Origin of the sequence: Nesterenkonia halotolerans (genome assembly GCF_014874065.1) — a bacterium.
Lineage (GTDB): Bacteria > Actinomycetota > Actinomycetes > Actinomycetales > Micrococcaceae > Nesterenkonia > Nesterenkonia halotolerans.
The window spans coordinates 1,044,388-1,058,757 of the sequence record NZ_JADBEE010000001.1; the positions used below are offsets into that span (position 1 = coordinate 1,044,388).

12 protein-coding genes are annotated in these 14,370 nt (G+C 65.1%); all 12 read right to left on the minus strand.

Features of this window, described 5'->3' with window-relative positions; genetic code table 11:
* Positions 1-317: 317 nt before the first annotated feature.
* A complete protein-coding gene (locus H4W26_RS04800) occupies positions 318-1,370 on the minus strand; it encodes an ABC transporter ATP-binding protein (protein WP_192590981.1) in 1,053 nt (350 codons plus the stop codon).
* Positions 1,367-2,470, minus strand: coding sequence for an ABC transporter ATP-binding protein (locus H4W26_RS04805; RefSeq protein WP_192590982.1), 1,104 nt, complete (start codon positions 2,468-2,470; stop codon positions 1,367-1,369). Before H4W26_RS04805 ends, H4W26_RS04800 begins: the two co-directional genes overlap by 4 nt.
* Before the next feature lie 13 nt (positions 2,471-2,483).
* On the minus strand, positions 2,484-3,425 hold the full coding sequence (locus H4W26_RS04810; RefSeq protein WP_192590983.1) for an ABC transporter permease: 942 nt from the start codon (positions 3,423-3,425) through the stop codon (positions 2,484-2,486).
* Positions 3,418-4,344, minus strand: a complete 927-nt coding sequence (locus tag H4W26_RS04815; RefSeq protein ID WP_192590984.1) for an ABC transporter permease — start codon at positions 4,342-4,344, stop codon at positions 3,418-3,420. The genes H4W26_RS04810 and H4W26_RS04815 overlap by 8 nt, the downstream gene beginning before the upstream one ends.
* A 200-nt stretch (positions 4,345-4,544) precedes the next feature.
* On the minus strand, positions 4,545-6,173 hold the full coding sequence (locus tag H4W26_RS04820) for a peptide ABC transporter substrate-binding protein (RefSeq protein WP_192590985.1): 1,629 nt from the start codon (positions 6,171-6,173) through the stop codon (positions 4,545-4,547).
* A 473-nt stretch (positions 6,174-6,646) separates the two neighbouring features.
* Positions 6,647-7,942, minus strand: coding sequence for a YihY/virulence factor BrkB family protein (locus H4W26_RS04825; protein WP_225939601.1), 1,296 nt, complete (start codon positions 7,940-7,942; stop codon positions 6,647-6,649).
* A 42-nt stretch (positions 7,943-7,984) separates the two neighbouring features.
* Positions 7,985-8,341, minus strand: a complete 357-nt coding sequence (locus tag H4W26_RS04830; protein ID WP_225939602.1) for a cation:proton antiporter — start codon at positions 8,339-8,341, stop codon at positions 7,985-7,987.
* Positions 8,341-8,607 carry a monovalent cation/H+ antiporter complex subunit F gene (locus H4W26_RS04835; RefSeq protein ID WP_192590986.1) on the minus strand — a complete coding sequence of 89 codons (267 nt, stop codon included), beginning with the start codon at positions 8,605-8,607 and terminating at the stop codon, positions 8,341-8,343. Before H4W26_RS04835 ends, H4W26_RS04830 begins: the two co-directional genes overlap by 1 nt.
* Positions 8,604-9,068, minus strand: a complete 465-nt coding sequence (locus H4W26_RS04840; RefSeq protein WP_192590987.1) for a Na+/H+ antiporter subunit E — start codon at positions 9,066-9,068, stop codon at positions 8,604-8,606. Before H4W26_RS04840 ends, H4W26_RS04835 begins: the two co-directional genes overlap by 4 nt.
* Positions 9,068-10,672 carry a monovalent cation/H+ antiporter subunit D family protein gene (locus H4W26_RS04845; protein WP_192590988.1) on the minus strand — a complete coding sequence of 535 codons (1,605 nt, stop codon included), beginning with the start codon at positions 10,670-10,672 and terminating at the stop codon, positions 9,068-9,070. Before H4W26_RS04845 ends, H4W26_RS04840 begins: the two co-directional genes overlap by 1 nt.
* Positions 10,669-11,217: a sodium:proton antiporter gene (locus H4W26_RS04850; protein ID WP_192590989.1), complete on the minus strand. Its 549-nt coding sequence runs from the start codon at positions 11,215-11,217 to the stop codon at positions 10,669-10,671. Before H4W26_RS04850 ends, H4W26_RS04845 begins: the two co-directional genes overlap by 4 nt.
* Positions 11,214-14,198, minus strand: a complete 2,985-nt coding sequence (locus H4W26_RS04855; protein ID WP_192590990.1) for a DUF4040 family protein — start codon at positions 14,196-14,198, stop codon at positions 11,214-11,216. Before H4W26_RS04855 ends, H4W26_RS04850 begins: the two co-directional genes overlap by 4 nt.
* Positions 14,199-14,370: the final 172 nt, after the last annotated feature.

Consider the following 14,370-nt stretch of genomic DNA (forward strand, 5'->3'; position numbering starts at 1 on the left):
AGCGCCAGCCGGATGCAGATCGACTGCGCCGGCTGGCGCTTTCGCGTGGTACCTGGACCAGGTTCCGTTCACGCACCGCACTTCGAGTTCAACCCACCCAGCCACCTGCAGATTCTCAGTCCAGGCTGATATCAGGCAGACCAGCAGTGGCTGTAGCTTCTCGCCTCGATGGTTCCGGATCTCGAGGTCAGAAGCCTGGCGGGGAGCGTGCATGCCAGCTTCCCCTGGCGCAGAACTAGCAAGGGTAGGCCCCTGCGCCCACTCGCGCAGGTACCTGGCGAGCAGGGCCTCTCCCCACCCGACACGCAGACGCCAGGCTAGCCGTGTGCAGGGGCCACCCGCTCGTTCGGCGCCGCGTGGTGACAGGCGGCCGCCTGGGTGATCCGACCCCGAGAGATCAGCTCGGGCTCCTCGGTGGCGCAGATCTCCGTGGCCTTCCAGCAGCGCGTGCGGAAACGGCATCCTGAAGGCGGATTCGCCGGGTTGGGCGGGTCCCCTTGGAGCACTATCTGCTCGCGCTCGCCGCGCAGCGTGGGATCGGGGAGCGGCACAGCGGAGAGCAGCGCCTGCGTATAGGGGTGAGCAGGCACGTTGTAGATCTCATCCTGCGTGCCCAGCTCGGCGAGCTTGCCCAGGTACATCACGCCCACGCGGTCCGAGATGTGCCGGACGACCGAGAGATCGTGGGCGATGAAGATGTAACTGAGCCCGAACTGCTTCTGCAGGTCATCGAGAAGGTTCATCACCTGCGCCTGCACCGAGACATCCAGCGCGGAGACCGGCTCGTCGCAGATGATGACGTCCGGGTTCAGCGCCAGGCCGCGGGCGATCCCGATGCGCTGGCGCTGGCCGCCGGAGAACTGGTGCGGGTACCGGTTGATGTGCTCCGGGTTCAAGCCCACCAGGTCCAGCAGCTCCTTCACCCGGTTGCGGATGCCCTGCTTGGGCTTCTCCTCCGGGTGCAGCTTGAACGGCTCGGCGATGATGTCGCCCACCGACATGCGCGGGTTCAGCGAGGTATACGGGTCCTGGAAGATGATCTGGATCTTGCGCCGCAGTCGGCGCAGCTCATCGCCCTTGACGGAGAGGAAGTCCTCGCCGCGGAACTTCACACTGCCCGCGTCGGGCTCCTCCAGCCGCATCAGCAGCTTTGCCAGGGTGGACTTGCCACAGCCCGACTCCCCCACGATGCCCAGCGTCTCACCCTCACGCAGGTTGAAGCTGACGCCGTCCACTGCCTTGACGGCGCCGACCTTGCGTTGGAAGACGATCCCCTGGGTGATCGGGAAGTGCTTGACCAGGCCATCGACCTGGAGCACTGACTTCTTGTCCGCGAACGGATCCGCCGCAGCGGGTGCTGAGAGACTCATTCTGGTGCCTCCTTGGAGACGGGAATCATGCCCGTGCCAGTGGGTGACGGGCGTTGCGTAGTGGTCGCCGTGCCGGCGTAGACCTCTTCGGCGTAGTGGCACGCCGAGAGGTGTCCCTCGGCCACCAGCCGCAGCTCCGGACGCTCGGTCCGGCAGCGGTCGGTGGCGAACTCGCAGCGGGGATTGAATGGGCAGCCGGAGGGCAGGTCGGTCAATGAGGGTGGCAGACCCGGGATCGCGCGGAGGCGACCACCCTCGTCGTCGATCCGCGGGATCGAGGACAGCAGCCCCCGCGTGTAGGGGTGCCCGGGCTTGCCGTAGATCTCGTAGACATCAGCCGCCTCCATGACGCGGCCGGAGTACATCACCGCGATCTTGTCAGCGACGTCGGCCACCACACCGAGGTCATGGGTGATCAGGATCAGTCCCATGTTGAACTCGGTCTGCAGGTCCTTCAGCAGCCGCATCACCTGGGCCTGGACGGTGACGTCCAGAGCGGTGGTGGGCTCATCAGCGATCAGCACGTCGGGGTCCAGGGCGATGGCCATGGCGATCATGATGCGCTGGCGCATGCCGCCGGAGAACTGGTGCGGGAAGTCTCCCGCCCGCTCCTCGGCGGCGGGAATGCCGACACGCAACATCATCTCGACGGCTTTGGCCCTGGCTTCCTTGCGCTTCATCCCGCGATGGATGCGGAACATCTCCGCGATCTGCCAACCCACCGGCATGACCGGATTCAGCGCTGACAGCGCGTCCTGGAAGATCATGGCGATCTTCCCGCCGCGCAGTTCGCGGCGCGCCTCCTCCTTCATGGTGAGCAGGTCATCTCCGCGGTAGCGGATCTCGCCGCCCGCGATGCGTCCTGGCGGCATGTCCAGGATGCCCATGATGGTCTGCGCGGTCACTGATTTGCCGGAGCCGGACTCACCGAGGATCGCGAGGGTCTCTCCGGCATGGAGGGTGAAATTCAGCCCGTTGATCGCCTGGGCGACCCCCGCCTTGGTGCGAAACTCCACCTGCAGGTCTTTGACCTCCAACAGGGGTGCGTCGCCGGGGCGGGTGCCGGGGGCGGTGCGGGTCGAGGTCTGGGATTCAGTCATGAGATCCAGCCCTTCACTTCTTGGATTTGGGATCAAGGGCGTCACGAACAGCGTCGCCCATGGTCATGAACGCAAAGACTGTGAGCCCGACGAAGATCACCGGGAACAGCAGCAGGTGCGGAGAGGTCTGCAGATACTGCCGCGCATCTGAGAGCTGCAGGCCCCAGGAGATCGCGGGCAGCTGCAGGCCGACGCCGAGGAAGGTCAGCGTCGCCTCGGCACCGATGATGATGCCGGTGAACACCGTCGCGTAGCCGATGACCGGTCCCAGCGAGTTCGGAAGGATGTGCCGGCGCATGATGGTGATCGGTCCCGCGCCGAGCGCGCGGGCCGCCATCACGAAGTCAGAGTTCACCACCGAGATCACCGAGCCGCGCATCAGGCGTGTCATGGTCGGCCACATGAAGATGATCAGCACGAACGCCACTTCACGCACGCCCTGGGCCTGGAAGGCCTGGAGAGCGTTCAGCAGGACCAGCGCGCCAAGGATGTAGGGCACGGCAAAGACCATGTCGGTGAGCCGGGAGATGACGGCATCCACCCAGCCGCCGAAGTACCCGGCCACCAGGCCGAGCAGCACCGCGATGATGAAGGTGCCGATGGCCACGATGAAGCCCACCGCGATGGAGTTCCGCGCGCCATAGATGACCCGGCTGTAATAGTCACAGCCCTGGACATCGGTGCCGAACCAGAACTCCGCCGAGGGGTCCTGTCGGCTCCGCGCGAGCAGGCATTCCCGAGGATCGGTGTTGGTGAACAGGGACGGGAATACCGCCATGGACAGGAAGAGCAGCAGCAGCACCGCCGAAATGATGAACCAGGGGTTCTTCCGGAGCGATCGCCAGGCGTCGGCCAGCAGGCTGGCCTCTTCGGTCTTCTTCTTTGCCTTGCCTGAGGACTCCAGCTGGGAGTCGATCGGCTCCGTGCGAGCCTCGGCTTTGTGCATCTCACTCATAACGAATCCTTGGGTCGAGAAGGCCATAGAGGACATCGACGATCAGATTGATCAGCACGAAGAAGATCACGAAGAGCGTCACGATGCCGACGACGACGGTGCCCTCCTGACCCTGGATCGAGCGGTAGACCTGCTCACCGAGCCCGGGAAGGTTGAAGATCGTCTCCACGACGATGGACCCTGCCATCATGCTGGCGAGGTCGGCGCCGATGAACGTGACCGCTGGAATCAGCGAGTTGCGCAGGCCGTGACGGGTCACCACTCGGGAACGCTTCATCCCTTTGGCGGTGGCCGTGCGCACGTAGTCCGATGACAATGAATCCAGCAGCTCGCTGCGGACCAGCCGCGCCAGAATGCCGGTGGAGACCGAGGCCATGGCCAGCGCCGGAAGAATGTAGCTGATCAATCCGTCGTTGATTCCGGCAATCGGGAAGAGCCCCAGGTTCAGTCCGAAGACCAGCTGCATGAGGAAGGCGATGACGAGCGTGGGCAGCGCGACCATGGTCACGGTGGCCACCTGGACGAAGCGGTCGAAGAAGCGGTCCCGGTAGAGCGCCGCGAGGATGCCGGCGATGATGCCCATGATCGACTGGATGACGAAGGTCACCAGGGCAAGTGTGGCGGTGACGGGCAGACGCTGGGTGATCAGTTCAGTGACCGGGCGCCCATTGAATGTGGTGCCGAAGTCTCCTGCGGTGATGATGCCCCAGAGGTACTTGGCGTACTGGACGAAGAAGGGGTCATCGAGGTTGTACTGCTCCCGGAGCGTCTCTCTGACGGCGTCGCTCATCGGACGGTCACCGGCGAGGGCTCGAATCGGGTCCCCTGGCATGGCGAAGACCAGCGCGTACACGAGCAACGTGGAGATCACGATGACCGGTATGAACTGGAGCAGACGCCGAATGATATAGCGGGTCATTGCTGTCCTTGTGGGTACGGGCGGTGGCGCGGGTGCACCAAGCGACTGGCTCGACGGAGAGGTCTTCTCCTGATGTCGGGGTCGACGCCGCGATCAATGATAGAGACTTGGGTCGATTCTGCTGAATCGACCCAGGTCGACATGGAAAGGGCGCGGCCTACACGGTGTCCGCGTAGGCCGCGCCCTTGCCAGGGAGAAGATTACTCTTCGGTGACGACAACGTCCTCAAGGTGGGTGTAGGTGGCCTGGTCCATGAAGATCGAATCTCCATCGACGCGGTCACTGTGCACCACGAGGTAGTTGGAGAACCACATCGGGATGACCGGCATGTCCTCGAGCAGGATGGCCTCTGCCTCGGTGTACATCTCGGCAGCGGTGTCCGGATCGGTCTCAGCGTTGGCCTCGTTGATCAGGTCATCGAACTCCTCGTTGGAGTAGTCCGCGTAGTTCGAAGAAGCTCCAGTGGAGTAGATGGGCTCCATGGCGTACTGCGCGCTGGGGTAGGAGAGGCTCCAACCCAGGCGGTACGGACCGGTGATCTCCTGCTCGTCATGCAGAGCCAGGTACTGCGCGAAGTCCAGTGACTCGAAGGTCACGTTCTCGATGCCCAGGTTCTGCTGCCACTGGTTGGAGACTGCCTCCACCCACTCCTCGTGACCTGCGCCGGAGTTGAAGTAGATGGTCAGGTCGGTGGGACCGCCAGCTTCCTCGTAGAGCTCGGCTGCTGCCTCGGGGTCGTAGTCGCAGTACTCGCAGTTTCCCTCACCGGCGTCGGAGAGAGCCGGCGGGATGATGTTCGCCGCCGGAGTCTGAGCGCCGTCGAAGATCGCATCGATGATGGCCTGACGATCGATGGCCATGGAGAGCGCGTGACGCACGTCCACGTCCTGGAACTCCTCCTGGTAGAGCGGGAGGCCCATGTAGGTGAAGGAGGAGGTGTCGAAGTCGGCGTAGTTCTCGCCGAAGTCAGACTCCACAGTCGCGCGGCGGTTCGGCGGCGCCGAATCAAGGATGTCGAGGTTGCCGGACTGGACGTCCAGGTAGGCGGTCTCGATATCGGTGTACATGCGCCATTCGATGCGCTGCGGCAGACCCGGATCCTCGCCCGCCCAGTCGTCGAAGCGCTCCACGGCGATCTGCACGTCGTGCTCCCACTCGCCGTCCATCATGTAGCGACCGTTGCCGACCGGAGCCTGCTCGAAGGCGTCGATGTCCTCGTACGCCACCGAGGGCATCGGGTAGAAGGCGGTGTAGGTCAGCATGTCGGGCAGCGGGGAGAAGGGCTCGGTGAGCTCGATCTCGAGGGTGTAGTCGTCCACTGCGCGGACGCCTTCCATCTCCTCGGCGTCGCCGTCGACGACTTCCTGGTAACCCACGAAGTTGTCGAAGAAGTTGGCGCTCTGCTGTGCGTTGTCGGGATCGATGACCCAGTTATAGGTGTCCACGAAGGTCTGAGCGGTGATCTCTTCACCGTCGTGGAAGGTCCAGTCCTCGCCCAGGGTGAAGGTCCAGGTCTGGTTGTCCTCGGTGTCCCAGGACTCTGCGACGCCGGGCATCGGCTCATTGGTGTCCAGATCGGTCTGGACCAGTCCGGTGAACAGGGAGTCCAGAACCCAGGATCCGCAGACCTCGGTGGAGTTGCCCGGCACCAGGAACTGGGGCTCGCAGTTGTACGCCGAGACGGTTCCGCCGCCTTCGACGCCCTGCGCGGCTTCGCCGTTGTCGCCGCCATTGTCGCCGCCGCCACCGCAGGCTGACAGCACCAGGGCTGCCGCCGCGGTCACTGCGACCGCACCCGTCGCACGACGGCGACGGGAAATGTTGTTCACGTGCATATTCTGTTTCTCCTCAGAGGAATGCGAGCTTCATGGGCACATCGGGGACCTGTACGAGAGTGTTGTATGGGTCACCTGTGGCAGTGAGCCTAGCAGGGCGAATTCCCAGGTTGAGTCCAGCCTGCGTTAACCCTGGCGCGCCCCACTCAGCTCCTACACGGGCCTACGCCCTGACATGCGACGCATGCCGTGTGGCGCCCGCAATCTCCGCCGCGACGACGTGCCGATGATGTAACACGGTCCGGGAAAACAGAGGGAACGGAGCTCTGCCGCGGAATGACGTGGGCGTGGAGCCGGCGAGAGCCCCGCTCGTGGGACTCCTCAAAGGGGTTGTGACCGTCGCCACACGAACAGGTGAAACCTGCCGGTAACACGCGGCTTCACGGCGGACTACCGACCGGTAGGTGGCACCGACCTGCGAATAAGTCAGACTGTTACGAAACTGCCTGGGACAGCTCTACCGGACCTCAGCGGCGCCATGAGGCCTCCGGGTCCGAGGTCTCTCCCCTGGTCACCCGCAGCGCCTGGCCCTGCGCGACCAGTTCCTCATACTTCTTGGACTTCTTCTCAGCCGTGCTCATATCGCGCGGGGGCAGCATGATGGTCCGCTCGGCTTCGATTCCGCTCTGCAGCTGGCGTCCGCGCTCGAGCTCGGAGTCGAACTCCGCTCCGAGCAGGACCACGAGGTTCATGATGTAGATCCAGATCAGGAAGATGATGACGCCTGCCAGCGCGCCGTAGGTGGCCTGGTAGCTCCCGAAGTTGGTGATGTAGAACGCCACGCCGGCGGTGGCGAGGACCATCACCACGATCGCGACGAGGGCGCCTGCTGAGACCCAGCGGAAGCCGGGCTGCCGCAGATTCGGGGTGGCGTAGTAGAGCAGCGCGATGCTGATCGCGATGACCAGCAGGAGCACAGGATATTTCGCCCAGTTGAAGATGGTCAGCGCGGTGCTGCCCAGTCCCACGGTGTTGCCCAGAGACTCAGCCACGGGGCCGGAGACGACGAGCAGCACCGCCGAGACGGCGACCAGCACGAGCAGGGCGGCGGTGATCACGTAGAAGAGCGGGCGCAGCTTCAGGATCGAGCGGCCCTCCTCCACCTCGTAGACCCGATTCATGGCCCGCGAGAATGCGTTGACGAAGTTCGACGCCGTCCACAGGGCGGTCAGGATGCCGAGGATGAGTCCGAGGCCGGCGCCCTGCACGCTGGTGATCTGCTCGATGATCGGACGGACCTGATCCATGGTGTCGGATTCGACCAGGCCGGCGGCGGTTTCCAGCAGGAAGTCTCGGGTGGTGTCGCCCTGGCCGATGAACGACATCATGGAGACCAGTGCGATCAGCGCGGGGAACACCGAGAGCACCGTGTAATAGGTCAGCCCAGCGGCCAAGTCAGTGCAGCCGTCGCGGCCGAACTCCGCGAAGGTGCGCTTGATGCTGTACTTCCAGGTGGTGCCGGTGAGCTTGGTGGGTGACTTGAGCTTGCGACGCCTGATCTTCCGTCCCGCTCCGGAATGCTCGGTGGCCTGCCGTGACTCCGCATAGTCCTCGCGCTGCCGATTCTTGACCATATAAGGCTGATCGGCGGCCGCCCAGATGGTGCCGACCTGCAGCTGATCTGCATAGGTGGGCGAGGAGCTCGGGGCTCCGTGGTCCTCAATCGGATGGCGACGCTCGCGGTGCGCCCGCAGGACGCCCTCGACGCGGTCGCGCGTATCGGGATTGGATGCTTGACCCTGCGGGTCCGAATGAGTGCTCATGGTCTCAAACTATCCGGATGTGAGCACAAGACCAACTGCCGGTCAGCTCCTGTCTGGACTGCGCCGCGTCAGCCTCAGCTCGTCGATATGGGTGATCTCCGCTGGCAGCGCGTTGTTGAGGTAGCCGGCTCGGGCGATGGCCATGGATCCCACCGCCGAGGTGAGCAGCTGGGCGATGATCGCGATGACCGCCTTGATCAGGTTCATCCCGCTGAAGTCCATCAGCAGCGCACCCAGCACGATCGATGCGACCCCCAGTCCTGCGGAGGTTCCCACGGCGGAGGCTCGGAGGTAGAGGTCCGGCAGTTTGAACAGCCCGATGGCCGAGACGATGATCGTGCCGATGCCCAGGAAGATGAACACCAGGCCGAGCGCCTCGATGATGTCGGTGAGTTCCATCAGCGACGACCTCCTGATCCGAGTCGTGCCATCGACAGGGCGGCCATGAAGCCCAGCAGCGTGGCGATGAGGATGATGTCGAAGAGCGCGTCGATGCCGGTGCGCAGTCCGATCAGGGCGACGAAGCCGATCGTGGCGAAGAAGATCAGGTCCGCAGCCACGGCGCGGTCCATGGTCCGTGGGCCCAGCAGTCCGCGGACGGAGGCGATGATCATGCCGATGGCCAGCAGGAAGAGGGCGACCTCGAGGGTCCATTCGGAGATCATGGGTTCTCACCTGCCTCGGTGGGCGGATGGGGAGCCGTCTCGGTCCTCTCGGAGGTTGCCGAGGGCGGGGCGGCCTCATCGAGCGGGCGGACCACGGGACGCTCGGTGGGACGCGAAAGGTCTCCGGGCTCCCGGCGCATCGCGTGCAGCAGCCGGTCCTCCATCTCCTGGATCTCAGCCACCAGCTGTTCGCGGGAATCCACGAACATTCCATGCACGTAGAGGATGCCGTGCTCGCGCGAGAGGGTGATGGTCAGCGTTCCCGGAGTCAGCGTGATCAGCGAGGAGATCAGCGTCCACTCGCTGTCGGTCCGGGAGGCCGCCGGCACGGCGACGATGGCTGGACGCATCTTCATCCGACGGCGCGGACGCAGCACATCGGCGGTGACCGAGAGATTGGCCAGCAGGAACTCCTTGGCGTACCACAGCAGGAATCCGATGATCCGGAAGGGCCAGCTCATCATGCTCCGTTCACCGCCCTCACATAGTCCATCGGGTTGAGCAGGTTCTCGGCGGCGGTGGCGGACCAGCCCATCAGCAGCTCCGCTCCGAGCCCGAAGAAGAGCGTGATGCAGGCCAGCAGGATCCCCGGCATGATCAGCTTCAGCGGAACCTTCACCGCCTGCTTGCCCGCGAGCACGGCCGAGGTCGTCGCCGTCGGAGGCCCCACGGTCAGCGTGGGGGTCTCCGCCTGAGCCTCCACGCGCAGGTAGCGCTTGCCATGCATGCGCTGCTGGTAGGTCAGCGCGCGCTCCTGCAGGTCGTCGGGCTCGGCGCCCATGAACACGCCGGTCCAGATCTTCAGCATGGAGAGCAGCGTGAAGATCGAGACCACCACCGCGACCGCAGCCACTGCGTAGTGGGACTCGGCCAGCGTCGCCTGGATGATCGCGAACTTCGCCACGAAGCCGGAGAAGGGCGGCAGCCCGGCGAGTGAGAGCGCGGCGACCATGAAGGTCACCGCGATCAGCGGCTCACGCTTGAGCATGCCGCCGAGCTTGTCGATCTCACCGGTGCCGTAGGTCTCCTCGATGGCGCCGGTGGAGAGGAACAGCGAGGCCTTCACGATCATGTGGTGGAGCAGATAGAAGATCGCCGCGGTGAGTCCGAGCATCGTGAACAGGCCGACGCCGATGAGGATGTAGCCGATCTGGCTGATCATGTGGAAGACCAGGATCGAGCGGGTGGTCTTCTCCCCCACGGCGCCGAGCACACCGACGAGCATGGTGACCGAGGTGATCACCAGCGCCACCCAGAGGAATCGCTCGTCGCCGTCGAAGAGCAGCGAGTAGATGCGATAGATCGCGTAGATCGCGACCTTGGTGTGGATCCCGGAGAAGAGCGCGGTGACCGCCGGAGAGGTCATCGGGTAGGTGCGGGTCAGCCAGCCGTGCACCGGCACCACGGCGGCCTTGATGGAGATGGCGGTCAGCACCACTCCGCCGGCCAGGGCGACGGCGGGGTCATCCTTGGCCGCACCATGCAGCTCGGCCAGGTTCACGGTGCCCGCCGTGGCGTAGACCAGCGCAATGCCCACCAGCAGCAGGGTCGAGGCCAACAGGTTCACCGAGACGTAGATCCGCGCTCCATGGGCCCCGAGCTTGGCGCCCATCATGGCGAGCAGGCCATAGGAGGGCAGCAGCATGACCTCGATGAACACGAAGAGGTTGAAGATGTCTCCGGTCATCAGCGCCCCGGAGACCCCGGCCATCAGAATCAGCACGAAGGGGTGAAAGAAGCGGGCCCGCGCCTCGTGGGTGGCCATCGCGAAGAGCACGCTGGCGATCGCGAGCACGATCATGACCATGAGCACCAGCGCGGAGAGCGAGTCCACCACGAACGGGATGGCAATGCCTTGATCCCACAGTCCCACCTGGTGCGCGAGGATGCTGCCATCGCTGGTCGCGATCACGAGCACGATGGCGAAGCCGAACATCGCGATCAGCGTGCCGAGGCTGAGCACGTGGCGGATGATCCGCTTCTTGCGCACGGCGACGCCGACCGCACCGAGCAGCAGCGGCACGGCCACCAACAGGGGCAGCAGGGCTGGGAGCGTCTGGATCATCGGGTCTCCCCCTCCCTGGTCTCGGCAGCGGCCTCGGGGGCCTCTGCGTCTGGTGTTGCCGCACTGGGGGCGGCCGGCTCGGAATTCTCGACCCCGGAGGCCTTCTCCGGCCAGGCATCCCCGGTCTCGTCTTCTCCGTGGTCCACCACGATGTCACCGGACTCGGTGGTCAGACCGTAGTAGCCGGCGTCGTCGGTATCACCGCGGTCCGCCGCGAGCAGCCTGGCAGGTGAAGCCTCCACGTCCTCGGTGTCATCATCGGTGGTGGTGGTGATCGCCAGGGTGACCATGAACATGGAGATCGAGAACGCGATCACGATGGCGGTGAGTACGAAGGCCTGCGGCAGCGGGTCCGCCTGCTCGCTGGGATCGCCGGAACCGATGTAGGAGACTCCGCGGAAGGCGGTGTTGCCGGAGGCGAAGAGCATCAGGTTCGCGGCATGGCTGATCAGCACGAAGCCCAGGACGACCCGGATCATGCCGCGCTGCATGAACAGATACACGGCCGCAGCGGTGAGCAGTCCGACGGCGATGGCGATGCTCATCGGTCATTCACCCCTCTCGGCTCGGCGTCTGCATGGATCCCCGGCGCAGCCTCACCAGACTGCACCTCGAAGGGAAGGTCTCCGGGGTCCGCGTGGTACCCGGCCGGGACCTTCAGCGTGGACAGCTCGGCCTCGCTGGTGCCGTGGGCGCGGCGGTGCGCCTGGAGCAGCTCCGCCGGGTAGCGCTGAGCCTGGCCAAGCCGGTCCAGGGCGACGAGCACTGCACCGATGACGGCAAGGTAGATGCCGACGTCGAAGATCAGCGCCGTGGTGAAGGAGAAGCCGGAGTCGGAGCCCCAGGGCAGCGGGAGCCCTTCGGCGATGACCACCGGGCGGAGGAAGGTTCCCTCGAGGTAGCCGGCCAGTCCGATGGCGGCACCGGTCACCACCCCGCCCACGATGACCAGGGCATAGTCGAAGCGCAGCTTGACCGCCGAGTCCGAGGGGGCGACGAGGTAGCGCAGCGCGAAGAAGCCGCCGGCCACCAGGGCCGCGATGAATCCACCCCCGGACTCGTAGTGGCCGCGCAGCAGCAGGATCAGCGAGAGCAGCACGATGAACGGTGCCATCCAGTTGAACACGCTGCGCATCGCGGTGGTGTTGTCTCCGGCGTGATCCAACGGAGTGCCGGTCCATTGCCGTGAATCCGGCGGCTCGTTGTCCGAGGTGGAGAACGCTGAGTTCAGCAGTGCCAGGATTGCGAATCCTGCGACGCCGAGCACGGTGAGCTCACCGAAGGTGTCCAGCGCGCGGAAGTCCACCAGGATCGAGTTCACCACATTCAGCGCACCGGTGGTCTCGTAGGTGTTCTCCATGTACCACTGCGAGGCCGGGGACTGCCCGCGGCGCCCGGTCAGCGCGAAGGTGGCACCGAAGGCCATCACACCGAAGCCCAGCGCCACCGCGATGGCGAGGAGCTGGCGGCTGCGGGTGATCTTGTGGAAGGTCTTGGGCAGCTTGCGCAGCACCAGGACCAGCACCACCACGGTGAGGATCTCCACGAGCAGCTGGGTCATTCCGACGTCGACGGCGCCGAGGGCGAAGAACCAGGCGGCGACGACGAATCCGGCGCCGCCGGCCAGAACCACTGCGGCGGCTCGGTTCTTCGCGATGACGGTGCCGGTCAGGAAGCAGACCAGCAGGATGATCAGCACCCAGTCGGTCATGCGGGTATGGCCCGGATCGAATTCTCCGACCTCGGGCGAGACCACCAGTCCGGCGATGAAGAGACCGGCGAGCAGGATGCCAGGAGCGGCGAGATGCAGCCCATGCATGTCCGAGCGGGTGATGTCCCCGACGCGGCGCCCGAAGTTGATCGCGCCGGAGCGCATGGCCTCCACGACCTCCACACCGGTGAAGGGAAGCAGCGTGCGCGGGATGAGATTGTCCAGCCGGGCGCGCATCAGCACGGCGAGCAGACCGCCGACGATGATCACCGCGGAGAGCAGCAGCTCCACGGTGAAGCCGTGCCACAGCAGGAAGTGCGCCTCATAGGTCTCGGTATGGGCGGCGTCGGCGGCTTCGGTGACCAGGCCGTCGAAGACGAAGGGCACGAAGCCCAGCAGCAGGCCGGCGACGGCGGGGATCAGCGCGGGGAGGTAGAAGGAGGCGGGGGCCTCATTGGATTCGGAGGGGTCGATCAGCTCGTGCGCCTCGTCCTTGGCGCCCGCGCCGGTGTAGCCGGTGAAGGCACCGAGCACGATGCGACCGCAGTAGGCGAAGGTGCCGATCGCAGCCAGCACCGCGAGGAGCGTCAGCGTCCAGGTCAGCGGGGCCGGCATGTCTGCGGAGAGGAAGCCGGTCAGCAGGTGTTCCTTGGAGACGAAGCCCAGCAGCGGCGGGACCCCTGCCATGGAGAGCGAGGAGATCAGCGTGATGATCAGCGAGACGCGCATGGTCCGGCTCAACCCGTGCAGCCGGCGGATGTCGCGCGAATGCGCCTCATGTTCGATGATGCCCACCATCATGAACAGCGCGGACTTGAACAGGGCGTGCGCGATCACGTGGATGGTCGCTGCGACCAGGGCCGTGGGCGTGCCGATGCCGATGACGGCGACCAGGAAGCCCAGCTGCGAGACGGTGGAGTACGCCATGATCTCTTTGATGTCATGGCGCTGGAGCGCGAAGAGCGCACCCATCAGCGCGGTGGTCAGTCCGGCGCTGATCAGCAGCACCTGCCACAGCGTGGAGTCCTCGAACACCGGGGAGAAGCGCAGGAGCAGATAGATGCCCGCCTTGACCATGGCCGCGGCATGCAGATACGCCGAGACCGGTGCTGGGGCGACCATGGCGTCGGGCAGCCAGAGGTGGAAGGGGAACTGCGCGGACTTGGTGAACGCGGCGAAGGCGATGAGCACGGCCACCACGGAGGTGAAGGTGGTGTTGTCCTGCCAGGCGCTGTGCGTCAGCGCCTCGGAGATCTGGGTGGTGCCGGTCTCCACGATGATCAGCAGCACCGCGCTGAGCAGTCCGAGGCCGCCGGCGGCTGTGATCAGCAGCGTGCGCTGCGCGGGGGCGGGCGCCTTCTCCCCGGAACGGTTGATCAGGAAGAAGGAGCACAGCGTGGTGAACTCCCAGAAGACGAAGAGCAGGATCAGATCGTCTGCCAGCACCATCCCGCTCATCGCGAAGACGAAGAGCAGCATCCACAGGTAGTAGTCCGAGGTCTTCTTCTGCACGGAGAAGTAGCGCGCCGAATACGCCATCACCAGCGCGCCGATGAAGATCACCAGCAGCAGGAAGACCATCGCGAGCCCGTCCAGGCGGAAGCTCAGGCCGACGTCGATGGTGGGAATCCACGGGAGGTGCTCCTGGATGACACCGCCGTCGAGCAGCGTGGGCAGCCACGGCAGTGCCGAGACTCCGATACCGGTCAGCGCGACTGCGGCGAAGAAGCCGGTGTCTCGGCCCAGCGCGCGGTGCACCAGCACGGCGATGGGCACCAGGGCCAGAGTCAGCAGGAGCAGCACCGTGAGCGTCATCGGCGGGCCACCGCCAGCGCACCTAAGCGCATGAAAGGCCTTCGCGAATGCATGGTGCCTCCAGTCGGTGCGGATATGACGGCGCGGTGAAGCTCATCGCCGACCAGACTTCCCGGCACACCAGTGATCGACTATATCCATCGAGTCGATCTCCCAGCAATCGAGTCTGCAT

What these genes read in the sequence shown, in the direction of transcription:
- H4W26_RS04800 (WP_192590981.1), bottom strand. Translation starts at nt 1,370, where the DNA reads ATGAGTCTCTCAGCACCCGCTGCGGCGGATCCGTTCGCGGACAAGAAG.
- H4W26_RS04805 (WP_192590982.1), bottom strand. Translation starts at nt 2,470, where the DNA reads ATGACTGAATCCCAGACCTCGACCCGCACCGCCCCCGGCACCCGCCCC.
- H4W26_RS04810 (WP_192590983.1), bottom strand. Translation starts at nt 3,425, where the DNA reads ATGAGTGAGATGCACAAAGCCGAGGCTCGCACGGAGCCGATCGACTCC.
- H4W26_RS04815 (WP_192590984.1), bottom strand. Translation starts at nt 4,344, where the DNA reads ATGACCCGCTATATCATTCGGCGTCTGCTCCAGTTCATACCGGTCATC.
- H4W26_RS04825 (WP_225939601.1), bottom strand. Translation starts at nt 7,942, where the DNA reads ATGAGCACTCATTCGGACCCGCAGGGTCAAGCATCCAATCCCGATACG.
- H4W26_RS04830 (WP_225939602.1), bottom strand. Translation starts at nt 8,341, where the DNA reads ATGGAACTCACCGACATCATCGAGGCGCTCGGCCTGGTGTTCATCTTC.
- H4W26_RS04835 (WP_192590986.1), bottom strand. Translation starts at nt 8,607, where the DNA reads ATGATCTCCGAATGGACCCTCGAGGTCGCCCTCTTCCTGCTGGCCATC.
- H4W26_RS04840 (WP_192590987.1), bottom strand. Translation starts at nt 9,068, where the DNA reads ATGAGCTGGCCCTTCCGGATCATCGGATTCCTGCTGTGGTACGCCAAG.
- H4W26_RS04845 (WP_192590988.1), bottom strand. Translation starts at nt 10,672, where the DNA reads ATGATCCAGACGCTCCCAGCCCTGCTGCCCCTGTTGGTGGCCGTGCCG.
- H4W26_RS04850 (WP_192590989.1), bottom strand. Translation starts at nt 11,217, where the DNA reads ATGAGCATCGCCATCGCCGTCGGACTGCTCACCGCTGCGGCCGTGTAT.
- H4W26_RS04855 (WP_192590990.1), bottom strand. Translation starts at nt 14,198, where the DNA reads ATGACGCTCACGGTGCTGCTCCTGCTGACTCTGGCCCTGGTGCCCATC.